Below are 12,140 nucleotides of genomic sequence, written 5' to 3'. Positions count from 1 at the left end.
AGAGTAAAACGTTAATCTGTGTGGTCCTTAGTATGTAACTCACTCTCCTACCTTTCTTATTTCTCTCTGAATCTTGAGGTGGGGGTCTTACTGCCCTCGAATAGCAGGATAAAAATAAAAGTGTCCCTAAATGCGAATGCTTAGAGACACTTTTATTTGTTTTTAGTTAACTAACCAGTCTTGTAATCCGTTTCTTCTTCCATGAAAATTTATAATATCCATATTGTAACAGTAAGCTCACAATAAACGCTGCTGGGTATCCAATCCATATGCCTTTTATACCAAGATTTGTGTGATACGAAAGATAGTAGGCCACTGGAACTTCCACAAGCCAGATGGATACGATACCAATAACAGTCGGCCATAATACGGTTCCACTCGCTCGCATCGTTGCACCAATAATTTGAGCATGACCGAAGATTAAATAGCTCCATAATGTAATCATAACTAAACTATGCGCGATTTCGATTGTATTCGGATTTGTTAAGAATAGAGATAAAATTTCTCTTGAGAATAAATAAATGAAAGCAATTAATATACCACCAATGATATAGTTCATCAATATCCCCGCTCGAACAACTTTCTGTAGCTTATCAAATTGATTCGCACCAATAGATTGTGCAGCGAAAATAGATACTGTAATTCCAAGACTGACTGCTGGCATCTGTACATAACTTGCCACCTGATTCACGACTCCATAGGCTGCGGTTGCATCAGAACCGTAGCGATTTACAAATGCAATAACTGCAATTTCAGATAACGAAACTAATATCATATTAATACTCGCTGGAATACCAAGGCGTAGCAATAATTTTAATAATTCCCCATCCATACGAAGGTATTTTCGCACTGTTTCATCCAATTGCAATGGATGATTTTTCTTTTTTAAATACATTAACATGACAACGAAGGTTATAATTGTTGATATAACCGAAGCATAAGCTGCCCCATACACATCAAGTTTCGGCATTCCAATCCAGCCAAAAATAAGAACAGGTAACAATATCATGTTCAATGCTGTACTAACAATTAAGAAATAAAATGGCGTTTTAGAATCTCCTGTCCCGCGCATAAATGTTGTATATGCGAAATATAAGAATAGAACTGGCATGGAGATAAATAAAATACGCGCATAATGTACACTCATATCAATAATATTTTCCGGCGTCCCCATAAAGCGCATAATATCCATGGCAAATATACTTCCTACTACCGCCAAAACAACTCCTATGATAAAAGTAAATGTAAGTGTTGTACCAACAATAGCCTTTAAACGCTCCTCATTACGCGCTCCAAAAGCCTGCCCAATTAAAATAGAACTACCAGAGCCAATTCCAATTACAAACGAGACAAGTAAGAAAAATAATGGGAAGAATGCTGAAATAGCAGCTAAATCTTGTTCACCAAGCCACCGCCCTACCACTACCATCCCAAATAATTGTCCAACTGATTGTAATACATTACTTAAAAGTAAGGGAACTAAAAACAAGGACATGGATTTCCATATCGGTTTCCCTTCCTTTTGTTGATTTTGTGATTCTGCACCCTCTTGCATATTATCTACCCCTGATTTCAAATTTCATTTCTTCTTTATTAAGAGATTGCTCGGTTATACCCGCACGCTCCACATAGCTACAATCCTCCAGCCACTTCTCTTCTATTCATTTCCCATTCTTCTTTCTTTTATCTTTCCTTATAACTTAACCCAATATTTACTTCCATCAGCAGTTCGATCTAGAAAACCGTATTCAATTAAATACCTTCTCAAAGTTACAAAATCCGGATACACATTTTCTAAAATTTGATTCACTTCTTTTTCCGTATACTTCTTATTACTATCAAATTTTTTCACTAAATGTCTCAATATGATTAGTTTGCGCTTTTGCTTCTTTGGGAATTTAATAAGCGGTCCATCTAACCCCTCTGTAAAATGCAACTTTAGTACTTCATCATTTTCATCTTCCGTAATATTATATCTGTCGTCTACCATTGTAGCTGTTCTGTGAATTGGCAAAAATTTAGGATGTGCTTTCGATCTTTCTTCCGATAGTTCCATCAGTGCTAAAAACACCTTAGCCTGTTTCATCTTTTCTCTCAATGTAAAGCGGTGATTGCGAATTGTTGATGTACTTCCTCCCTCCATTTCTTTCACAATTTCTTTGTCATTTAGACCCATATAAAAAAACTGAACCATCTTCTTTTGTAAATCCGTTAAACCTGTAAATTTCTTATCAAGATTTAATAAATATTCGAACATAGACACATGTTCATTCTCTATATGAAGTTGAACAAATTTCTCTGCTTCATATAAAACATTTTGGTTTTGATAAATAATACCTTTTATAAACTTCTCTCCACAAGCTAAACAAATGTATTCTTCTGTATCCTCTTCAAATATATATCCCTTCTTCAATTCTTCAATAGATGCATCCCAGAACTTCTCCGAAATATCACTCATACTAAACAATCCTCCAAACAGTTTGTTATAAAACAAACAAATTATGATATCGTCTACTTTCTACCCCATTATCTTATCACGAATAAATCAGACATTTCAATTGATTGTTTACCTATTTTGCAAACTTTTTTAAAAAACGTTTATTCATATCATAAAATCAAAGGTGACTATTTCTAAAAACATCCCTACCCTTATACAGAAAGATTAGGTAATTGAACTTGATATCAAACAAATTCGAAGAGGGATTTCTCGTGACATTTCATTCTGAAACACAATCCATAGATTCATTCTTTAGCAGTGTTTCATCGAGACAGTTCTTTGCAAATTGGACTGGTCATGTAAGAAATGGCTATTATCTTCAAACCGAACCACAATTTAAATATTGATTATACCTTTAGGCTAATTTCTATCACATGTTAGCCTATTCTCATTCGAACGTCTTAAGAAAAACGAAAAAATATTCGTATTCAAGAAAAAAGCCAAGATTCAAATAGAATCTTGGCCTTTTATTGTCCATTTTAATTATTCTTTCGGTGCAATCATTTTCGCTGGATCTACAATTTCATCAAACTGTTCTTCTGTTAATAACCCTGATTGCAGCGCTGCTTCTTTTAACGTTAATCCTTCTTTATGAGCATGCTTCGCAATTTTCGCTGCATTTTCATAACCAATGTGTGGATTCAATGCTGTAACAAGCATTAAAGAACGATTTACGTTTTGGTTAATGACTTCTTCGTTCGCTTCGATACCAACCGCACATTTATCATTGAACGAAACTGTTGCATCGGCTAATAAACGAGCTGATTGTAAGAAATTATATGCAATCACTGGCTTAAATACGTTTAACTCAAAATTACCTTGGCTCGCTGCAAATCCGATTGTTGCGTCATTTCCCATAACTTGCGCCACCACCATTGTCAGCGCTTCACTTTGCGTTGGATTTACTTTACCTGGCATAATTGAGCTACCTGGCTCATTTGCAGGAATAATAATTTCACCAAGACCACTACGCGGGCCACTTGCAAGCCAACGGACGTCGTTTGCAATCTTCATTAAGTCAGCTGCTAATGCCTTTAACGCTCCATGTGCAAACACAACTTCATCATGACTTGTTAATGCATGAAACTTGTTTGGCGCAGACACAAATTGCTTACCTGTAAACTGGCTAATTTCCCCTGCTACCATCTCACCGAATTTAGGATGCGCATTAATTCCGGTGCCAACTGCAGTACCACCAATTGCAAGTTCTTTCATATATGTATTGCTATCAGCAACCATACGCTCCGTTTTCTCAAGCATACGATGCCATCCACTAATTTCTTGTCCTAATGTAAGCGGTGTTGCATCTTGCAAATGCGTACGACCGATTTTAATAATATTTTGAAATTCATTTACTTTTTTCTCTAACGTTTCTTTTAGTTTTATAATTGCTGGTAACACTTGATTTTCTACCGCTATCACGCAAGCAACGTGAAGCGCTGTTGGAAATGTATCATTTGAACTTTGAGACATATTGACATCATCGTTCGGATGAATATGTACATCAAGCCCTTTTTCTTTTAAAATTTGATTCCCACGGTTTGCGATTACTTCATTCACATTCATATTTGATTGTGTACCGCTACCTGTTTGCCATACGACAAGTGGGAAATGTTCATTCCATTTTCCTGCTAAAATTTCATCAACTGCTTCTACAATTGCATGAGCCTTCTCTTCAGATAACTTCCCTAACTTCTGGTTACTAATTGCTGCACTCTTCTTTAAAATCGCAAATGCTTGCACAATTTCAAGTGGCATATGCTCCGTTCCAATCGGAAAGTTTTCTTTACTGCGTTGTGTTTGCGCTGCCCATAGTTTATCAGCTGGAACCTTCATTTCTCCTAAAGTATCTCTTTCAATTCTGTACTCCATGTTTTCATCCCCTTGAAAATAGAATCGCTACATTTTTTATTGTAACAGACTTCCCCTCAAATGATAAGGATTCTCACTCTTATTTATTCATAATTTCTATATTTGAAAAATTCCCCCGCACGAACGGGTCGTAATACTCCTACCTCAAAAATCAGCCGGGGATGAGGAACCCCCACTGATTAAAGTTTCACTTTATGTTTCAGATGGATCAGGAGAGAAAAACCAACCGCAAACACCAATTGCAATTAATACGATATAAAAAATAGCTTTCCACGTAACAGACTGAGGAAACTCCTCATCGATGATTCCGACCATAGGATGCGCTAGCGTTGAAACAATTAATTTAACGCCAACCCATCCAACAATCATAAACGCTGCCGTTTCAAGACCAGGTCTGGCGCGCAATAACTTTACAAAATAAGTAGCTGCAAACCTCATAATGATTAAACCAATCATTCCACCTGTTAAAATAACGAAAAACCTTCCTGCATCAAGGCCACCTATCATCCCTTTATTCAATGGGGTAATTGTCAATGTAAGAGCTACCGCAGCTAAAATAGAATCAATTGCAAACGCGATATCTGTAACTTCTACCTTAAGAACTGTTAACCAAAAACCACTTCTCTTTTTCGAATTATTTTTCTCAACCTTTTTCTCTTGTTCTCCATGCCCTTCTCTTTGCCACCTTTTTTTTCGATATATTTTAACTAAACTTCTCGCCGAAAGAAACAATAAATAAACTGCACCAATTGCTTGCATTTGCCACACATCTACAAGGAATGAGATTAAAAACAATGATCCAAATCGAAATAGAAACGCCCCAAATAATCCATAAAATAATGCCTTTTTTCTATCATCATCAGGTAAGTGCTTAACCATAATAGCAAGTACAAGAGCATTGTCCGCAGATAAAACACCTTCTAATGCGATCAAAATTAATATAACTCCCCCGTACTCCAGCAATAATGATTCAGTCATAGCTCTCCTCCTATTTTTGATACTATATATTTTGCTTTCTGATAGGGGAAATATACGAATATCACTAGAAACGAAACAACCCGTAAGTTCTCATTGAACTTACGGGTTGTTGTAGTATGGAAAGAGATAATCCTAGTTATTATGACGCTTGCTTTCCTTTTTCAGCATCATCAACATACCAAATGAATTTCCCTGTATATCCGTATATAATTGCTAGTGCTAATGACACAAAGCTCATCCACATGAATGGAATATATGATAATGTTGTAACGCCTAGTATACCAGCCATAAAGATCCCATTATCAGACCATGGAACCATACCTGAAGTTAGCGTTCCACCTACTTCTGAGTTACGCGCTAATACACGGCGATCTAGTTTTAATTTATCATAGCTGTCTTGCATAATTTTTGGAGTTAAAATAAGTGATACGTACATTGCACAACCGAATACGTTTGCCAAGAAAGCAACGATTAATGTGGATAGCGTTACATTTCCTGCAGAATTTAGTTTCTTCTCAAATTTTGATACGATTACTTTTAAAACACCTAGTTTTTCAAGTAATCCTCCGAAACCTAATCCAAAAATAATAACCGCTACTGAACCAAGCATACCATTGATTCCGCCTCGATTTAACAGCTTATCAATGAAATCGACACCTGATTTAATAGAAAATCCATTATATGCTGTTCCAATTGCATCTCCAAAGTGCATACCTTGGAACAAGGTTGCCCAAACTGCACCGAGAAGCGCACCCATTGCAATTGTTGGCATGGATGGTTTTTTCATTGCTAATAGTATAATAACAATAACCGCTGGAACAAGCATCCATATTTTAATATCAAATTCTTTTAATAATGCCTCTTTTAAAAATTCAACTTTGTTTAAGTCAACGTTGTCCCCACCATACATCCAACCAGCAACTGTAAACATAATTCCAGTAATAATATATGCTGGAACATCTAGCACAAGCATCGCACGAACGTGTGCAATAACATCTACTTTTGCCATAGAAGCAGCAAGTACTGTACTATCAGAAAGTGGAGATAACTTGTCCCCAAAGTATGCCCCTGAAAGTACTGCTCCGGCAACTAATGGAAGTGGTAAACCAAGACCTTCACCGATTGCCATCATCGCAATACCAGCTGTACCAACTGTTCCCCACGACGTACCTGTTGCAAGAGAAGTAATCGAACAAATAATTAACGTTGCTAATAAGAATATACTTGGATGAATAAATTCTAATCCGTAATAGATTAATGTCGGTACAACGCCGCCAGCAATCCACGTTCCAATTAGTGCTCCTACAGCAACTAAGATGAGCACAGCTTCTAATCCGTTTGAAATTCCCTTTGTAATTGCATCTTGCAACTCTTGATAACGAAACCCTAATCTTAATCCAAGCGCAATTACTAAAAACCATGAAATAAATAGCGCTAATTGAATCGGCAAATTAAAGATCGTTTGAAAGGAAAAGACAACAGTCAGAAACAGTAATAAAAGAATAATGATTTCTGGAATCGATGGTAATCTTACACTTTTCATTTGCTTCTCTCCTTACAAGTCGATAACATGATGTATGTCGCCTAATATGTACTTTTGTATATCATGCACAAAGACAAACTATAATTTTCACATTATTCCGATTTGTTTTTTTAGTATAATAAATATACACCTTTTCCATTGTAAAAGTAGAGCCGATATTTCGCAATAAAAATTATTAAAAAACCGTATTTTTATTTATATTCCCCTAAAAACAGCCTAAAAAGCGAAAAACCGTTGACCTACATTAGTCAACAGTTTTTCGCTTTTTATCATTTTACAATACAAATATTTCCTTACTCTATAACAGAGAATATCCATTCATGCACAATGTCTTTTCTTTTAATATCATACAAACTTAATGCTAGAAAAATCGAAAAGTGGAAAACTAAAATCCCAACTCCTAAAAGTGCGCCATCATGATTCAAAATTTTCTCATGAGACTTGGTGTAATCAAAAATGAAATAAGAATTTCAGATAATTTTAAACTTCCAGAGCAATTCTAATCACTTTTTCAAATTATCACTGCGGCAAAGCATCATATACGTATGGGTTCTTCGGCGTTTCTATTTTTTCTGCTTTATTTAGTTTTACAAGTGGAAATAGCGTCCCTTTATATGTCGTCTCATCCAGTGTCCCTGTTACTTTCACCCACGTTTCTTCCGGAAGACTTTTCACATCTTCTCCTGAAACAATCATTCCCCAAACAGAAGCATCAGCAACACAACACGTAATTCCATAACGAGCAACTACTACTTGATCTCCCTTTACTTCTTTATCATGATAAATAAAACCCGTAAATGTGATTTCTTTCCCTTTAAATCCAAGCACATCTTGACCAATTACATTCATCGTTTGAATATAATTTTGATTATCTACTTGGATTGTATTTTGTTTCATTATGCTTTTTTCTAAGGCTTCTTGTGACTGTTTTGGGATAGGAAGGTTTTGAACAGGTTCTTCTTCTTGATCAACTAATAGCTGCCTCCAATCCGAATTTTCGGATTGTTGCTTCGCTCCTGCACTTTGATTCATACCACGTTTCGCTGCTACACTACCATCAATCGTCACATTAGAAAATAAAAATGCACTCACAATCGGAATAAGAAAAATTGCGTATAACATACAAATTCCAATTTTTGATTTTGGCACTGTAGGATTTTCGCAACAGTTACATTTTCTTTTTTTCTCCCCATTCCCATTCCATATTTGTAAGCAACCTAGAATGAGCGAAAGAAAAAACGCGAAATAGATAAACTTTATCATTTTGGGTGCGATAAAATTATCAATATTTCCTGTTACTAGTAGTTTAAATAGAAGTATTGCAAACCCAAGTAAAATAATCCCCCGAATATATGCATGAAATTCTTGTTTACTTTGCTTTTTCATTGTCGTCATCTCCTAACTCATTGCAAACTGAACAACGATATATACACTAATCGTGACAATTCCAATAAAGAAGAAAACAAATCTTTTTTGAAAGTAAGCAAATAACATCAATGTATTTTTCAAATCTAACATCGGACCAAATACTAGAAAAGCAACGAGTGCTTTTACAGAAAATATATGTCCAAATGACGCTGCGATAAATGCATCTGCCTCTGAACAAAGTGATAGTACATATCCAAATGCCATCATAACAAAAGGTGAAATTACTTCGCTAGTTGCAATTTCTGCAAGCACGTTACGATCTAAAAATGTTTGAAATAAACTTGCTAAAAACGCACCAATTAATAAGTACTTACCTGTATCAAAAAATTCATCCACTCCATGACTTATGACATCTCGCCAACTTTTTTTCTTCTCATCATGAGGGATCACTTTTTGTTCTTTTAAAATACTTTTATTACGGTATACATAATACACCACTAAACCTATCAATAATGCAACAAATAATGCTAACCCAAAACGAGCATATATAACATTTGGATTCGTTCGAAATGCATAATACGTTGATAAAAACACAATTGGATTTAAAATCGGGGCACTTACTAAAATCACCATTCCTACATGCAAGGGCAAACCTTTCTGAATAAGCCGTCTTACTACCGGAATGATGACGCACTCACACATTGGAAAAAGGACACCAACAAATGCCGCAGGAACCATTGCAACAATTGCTGATTTTGGTAATATTTTTTGGATCATCTCCTCTGTCACAAATACTTGAATGACAGAAGAAACGAGAACTCCTAATAAAATAAAAGGTACTGCCTCAAAGAAAATGCTTAAAAAAATTGTATTTACGTTCAACCATTCTTTTGGAATAGTCTTATGCAAATTTGCTAGGTTTGTGAAATCTACAAAAAAGAATAAAAAAAGAAAAATAGCAATGAGAAGCGTACCAATTAACTCCTTTGATATTCTATTAAAAACCAACTTCCTCGCCTCCACTTTATTCATATTTAAACGTATGCTTGTCCTTTTTTTCTATGACAATTCCCAAACATTTTTTATACTTCATTTCTATTCACAAATCGTAATCATTATGATTTATTCTTGCATTTCTTTTTAAGTTCATTTATTATAAAACGTAATGATTACGATTTACAAGGAGGAATATACAGTGAAAAAAGTACCCATTACCGTGTTAAGTGGTTTTTTAGGTTCTGGAAAAACAACATTATTAAATCATATTTTGACAAATAGAGAAGGCTTAAAAGTAGCTGTTATAGTAAATGATATGAGCGAAGTAAATATTGATGCCGCACTTGTAAAACAAGGAGGCTTTTCTCGTACAGAAGAAAAATTAGTAGAAATTCAAAATGGTTGTATTTGTTGCACTCTGAGAGAAGACTTAATTATAGAAGTAAATCGTCTTGTAGAAGCTGGAGATATTGACTACATTGTAATTGAATCTTCCGGCATTAGCGAACCTATCCCTGTTGCACAAACATTTACTTATGTAGATGAGGCACTAGAAATTGATTTAACGAACAAATGTCGCCTTGATACAATGGTTACTGTAGTCGATGCCAATCGATTTTGGGATGATTTTGCAGCTGGTGAAAGCTTACTAGACCGAAAACAAGCAATCGATGAAAGTGATACACGAGAGGTTATCGATCTATTAATCGATCAAATTGAGTTTGCAAATGTTATTGTTCTAAACAAAGTTGATTTATTAGAAAAAGAGGATGTTAGAGAACTCCATCATCTATTACAAAGGTTAAATCCAGAATCTAAAATCATTGAATCTTCATTTAGTCAGGTTCCATTAAACCAAATTTTAAATACAAATTCATTCAACTATGATGAGGCTAGTCAATCAGCTGGTTGGATTCAAGAATTAAATAGCGAACACCACACACCAGAAACAGAGGAATACAGCATTGGTTCATTCGTTTATCGTCGCAAACGTCCATTTCATCCTACTCGTCTTATGAACTGGCTACAAAGCTGGCCACTAGACGTAGTAAGAGCGAAAGGCTTTTTCTGGCTCGCATCTCGTAATCATATGATGGGACTTCTATCTCAAGCTGGTTCTTCGATTACCATCCAAGGAGCTGGCGAATGGGTTGCAGCATTACCTGAAGCTGAGCAGCAGCAAATACTTATAGAAGAGCCAGGAATACTAAAAACTTGGGATGAGCAGTACGGGGATCGACTAACAGAGCTAGTCTTTATTGGTGTCGAAATGAATCAATATGATATTGAACACTCTTTAGATACATGCTTGTTAACCGAGGAAGAAATGAGACTGGATTGGGATGATTTTGTTGATCCGATCCCTCCCTTTACCGTAGCATCATAATGCAAAGCAAAAAAACAAGATGGTTTCCCTAAAAGGTTACCATCTTGTTTTCGTTTATTCTTTAGAATTACTAGGCTTATTTATTACATTACCCCATATAACAAGTGCAATTGTACTTATAACAACAAAAATCCCATAACCAATTCCCGTAGCATCACCTATTGTTTCTAATCCAAACGGTAACAAAGCGGTAGTAATTCCTATTACATAAGAAAAAATCCCTGCTATTTTTGCAAGCTTTTCTTTATCCCCTACAAACGTCTCTTCCTGATATCCTGCAAGAAGAAATAATCTCTTTTTTATGTGAATCTGGTATCTCAAAATAATAATTAACATGCCTACAAGAAAACAAATTATGAATCCGCCGATCATCAAATCCCCCCTTTACAATATTTTACCATAATCATAACCACCACTTGTCTGTTTTGCTATTTAAAAATTCTGTTTATTTTTAATGTCACTTGTGATATATTGCATATTGTATTTCATATTTCAATTGGATTCCCTTTTGAAAGGAGGACCTATCTTTGGATTCAGGACGGTTGAAAGGCATTATTATGGTTATTACAGGTGCAAGTTTATGGGGATTATCCGGAACTGCTGCACAACAACTTTTTCAACAAGAACATGTCTCTACAGAATGGTTAGTGACAATTCGCTTACTTATATCCGGAAGTATTTTGCTCTTATTCTCCTCATTTGGCAGTAAAAAATCAGAAGTGCTCGGTATTTGGAAACAAAAGAAGGATGCAAACAAACTGATTCTATTTGGATTGTTAGGTATGCTTGCAGTGCAATACACCTATTTTGCTTCTATTAAGGAGGGAAATGCTGCAGTCGCAACATTGTTACAATATTTAGCACCAATATTTATAACTGTTTATCTTATCTTTAAATGGAATATTCGTCCTACGCAAATTGATTTTATTTCGATCGCACTCTCTTTAATCGGAACCTTTTTCTTACTAACAAATGGCTCTATTGATAATTTAGCTGTTTCAACTCCAGCTATCATTTGGGGCATTTTATCTGGTCTGTCACTAGCATTCTACAGCCTTTATTCAAAGGAATTATTAGAGAAATCGTCTTCATCTGTCATTGTTGGATGGGGCATGATTATTGGGGGAGTTGGTGTAACCATCTTACACTTTTTCTCCACGAACGAGTTTATCTTATTATCAGGCATGAAATATTTACAACTTAACAATCTGTTTCTCATTGCATTCGTTGTTATTTTCGGAACACTCATCGCGTTCTACTTATATTTAGATAGTATCCGCTATCTTACACCTAAAGAGACGACACTATTTGGTTGTACAGAACCGCTTGCAGCTATCATTTCTTCTATTCTCATTTTGCATGTTCCGTTTCAATCCTTTCAATTATTAGGCGCTCTTTGTGTTATTGTAATGGTACTTGTACTGAGTCAAAAGCCTGATGAAGGAAAACCGAAACTACGACTTGTCGAGACAAAAAAACAAAACATAAAATGAAAGGAA

The 12,140-nt window shown here is 35.4% G+C and carries 10 protein-coding genes; 2 read left to right on the top strand and 8 right to left on the bottom strand.

Translation table 11 applies throughout. The annotated features are described in order from the left end of the window. Positions 1-166 precede the first annotated feature (166 nt). From CN373_RS01465 to CN373_RS01435, 7 genes are all read right to left on the bottom strand, one after another. Positions 167-1,555 (bottom strand): MATE family efflux transporter, encoded by a 1,389-nt coding sequence (locus CN373_RS01465; RefSeq protein ID WP_186322211.1) that lies wholly within the window; start codon positions 1,553-1,555, stop codon positions 167-169. A gap of 138 nt (positions 1,556-1,693) precedes the next feature. Next, positions 1,694-2,458, bottom strand: a complete 765-nt coding sequence (locus CN373_RS01460) for a DUF2087 domain-containing protein (protein ID WP_098358665.1) — start codon at positions 2,456-2,458, stop codon at positions 1,694-1,696. Positions 2,459-2,980: 522 nt separating this feature from the next. Continuing rightward, complete coding sequence (gene fumC / locus CN373_RS01455; RefSeq protein ID WP_098358664.1) at positions 2,981-4,369, bottom strand: class II fumarate hydratase; 1,389 nt, start codon at positions 4,367-4,369, stop codon at positions 2,981-2,983. A 192-nt stretch (positions 4,370-4,561) separates the two neighbouring features. Then, positions 4,562-5,347, bottom strand: a complete 786-nt coding sequence (locus tag CN373_RS01450) for a TerC family protein (RefSeq protein WP_098358663.1) — start codon at positions 5,345-5,347, stop codon at positions 4,562-4,564. A 139-nt stretch (positions 5,348-5,486) separates the two neighbouring features. Beyond that, positions 5,487-6,890, bottom strand: coding sequence for a Na+/H+ antiporter NhaC (gene nhaC, locus CN373_RS01445; RefSeq protein WP_098358662.1), 1,404 nt, complete (start codon positions 6,888-6,890; stop codon positions 5,487-5,489). A gap of 519 nt (positions 6,891-7,409) precedes the next feature. Further along, positions 7,410-8,276 (bottom strand): TIGR03943 family putative permease subunit, encoded by an 867-nt coding sequence (locus tag CN373_RS01440; protein ID WP_098358661.1) that lies wholly within the window; start codon positions 8,274-8,276, stop codon positions 7,410-7,412. Positions 8,277-8,288: 12 nt separating this feature from the next. Beyond that, positions 8,289-9,266 carry a permease gene (locus CN373_RS01435; RefSeq protein ID WP_111901879.1) on the bottom strand — a complete coding sequence of 326 codons (978 nt, stop codon included), beginning with the start codon at positions 9,264-9,266 and terminating at the stop codon, positions 8,289-8,291. Positions 9,267-9,453: 187 nt separating this feature from the next. Here CN373_RS01435 and CN373_RS01430 point away from each other — a divergent pair, with 187 nt between their 5' ends. Then, entirely contained in the window at positions 9,454-10,641 is a 1,188-nt protein-coding gene (locus CN373_RS01430) for a GTP-binding protein (RefSeq protein ID WP_098358660.1), read from the top strand. A gap of 54 nt (positions 10,642-10,695) precedes the next feature. Here CN373_RS01430 and CN373_RS01425 read toward each other — a convergent pair whose 3' ends face one another. Further along, positions 10,696-11,013: a DUF3784 domain-containing protein gene (locus tag CN373_RS01425; protein WP_098358659.1), complete on the bottom strand. Its 318-nt coding sequence runs from the start codon at positions 11,011-11,013 to the stop codon at positions 10,696-10,698. Positions 11,014-11,168: 155 nt separating this feature from the next. Here CN373_RS01425 and CN373_RS01420 point away from each other — a divergent pair, with 155 nt between their 5' ends. Then, on the top strand, positions 11,169-12,134 hold the full coding sequence (locus CN373_RS01420) for a DMT family transporter (RefSeq protein ID WP_111901880.1): 966 nt from the start codon (positions 11,169-11,171) through the stop codon (positions 12,132-12,134). Positions 12,135-12,140 lie beyond the last annotated feature (6 nt).

The sequence above is a fragment of the Bacillus cereus genome (assembly GCF_002561295.1).
Lineage (GTDB): Bacteria > Bacillota > Bacilli > Bacillales > Bacillaceae_G > Bacillus_A > Bacillus_A cereus_S.
Note: the sequence above shows the minus strand (reverse complement) of the source record. Positions and strands in the feature narration are given on the sequence as shown.

What these genes read in the sequence shown, in the direction of transcription:
- CN373_RS01465 (WP_186322211.1), bottom strand. Translation starts at nt 1,555, where the DNA reads ATGCAAGAGGGTGCAGAATCACAAAATCAACAAAAGGAAGGGAAACCG.
- CN373_RS01460 (WP_098358665.1), bottom strand. Translation starts at nt 2,458, where the DNA reads ATGAGTGATATTTCGGAGAAGTTCTGGGATGCATCTATTGAAGAATTG.
- fumC (WP_098358664.1), bottom strand. Translation starts at nt 4,369, where the DNA reads ATGGAGTACAGAATTGAAAGAGATACTTTAGGAGAAATGAAGGTTCCA.
- CN373_RS01450 (WP_098358663.1), bottom strand. Translation starts at nt 5,347, where the DNA reads ATGACTGAATCATTATTGCTGGAGTACGGGGGAGTTATATTAATTTTG.
- nhaC (WP_098358662.1), bottom strand. Translation starts at nt 6,890, where the DNA reads ATGAAAAGTGTAAGATTACCATCGATTCCAGAAATCATTATTCTTTTA.
- CN373_RS01440 (WP_098358661.1), bottom strand. Translation starts at nt 8,276, where the DNA reads ATGAAAAAGCAAAGTAAACAAGAATTTCATGCATATATTCGGGGGATT.
- CN373_RS01425 (WP_098358659.1), bottom strand. Translation starts at nt 11,013, where the DNA reads ATGATCGGCGGATTCATAATTTGTTTTCTTGTAGGCATGTTAATTATT.